We start from the raw sequence: 241 nt of genomic DNA, 5'->3' as shown, positions 1-241 counted from the left end.
TTGCTCTTGGACCGCGGCGATCACCTTCGGATGCAGGTGGCCGGTGTTCAGCACGGCGATGCCGCCGGCGAAGTCGATGTACTCGCGGCCTTCCACGTCCCAGACGGTGGAGTTCTCGGCGCGCTCGGCGACGACCGGGTGGATCTGGCCCACGCCGCGGGGTACCGCGGCCTGGCGACGCTTCAGCAGGGATTCGTTGGTCTTGCTCATGGCTTCCTCAGTGGCCGCTCATCGGGTCGGC

Annotated in this window: 1 protein-coding gene; it reads right to left on the bottom strand. The window is 68.0% G+C overall.

Translation table 11 applies throughout. From position 1 onward, the window contains the following. Positions 1-210: aminotransferase class III-fold pyridoxal phosphate-dependent enzyme (locus HMPREF0072_RS12635; protein ID WP_155811914.1), on the bottom strand; the 210-nt coding region annotated here is incomplete at its 3' end. Positions 211-241: the final 31 nt, after the last annotated feature.

The sequence above is a fragment of the Anaerococcus lactolyticus ATCC 51172 genome (genome assembly GCF_000156575.1).
Lineage (GTDB): Bacteria > Bacillota > Clostridia > Tissierellales > Peptoniphilaceae > Anaerococcus > Anaerococcus lactolyticus.
This window is presented reverse-complemented; position numbering and strand designations above follow the sequence as displayed.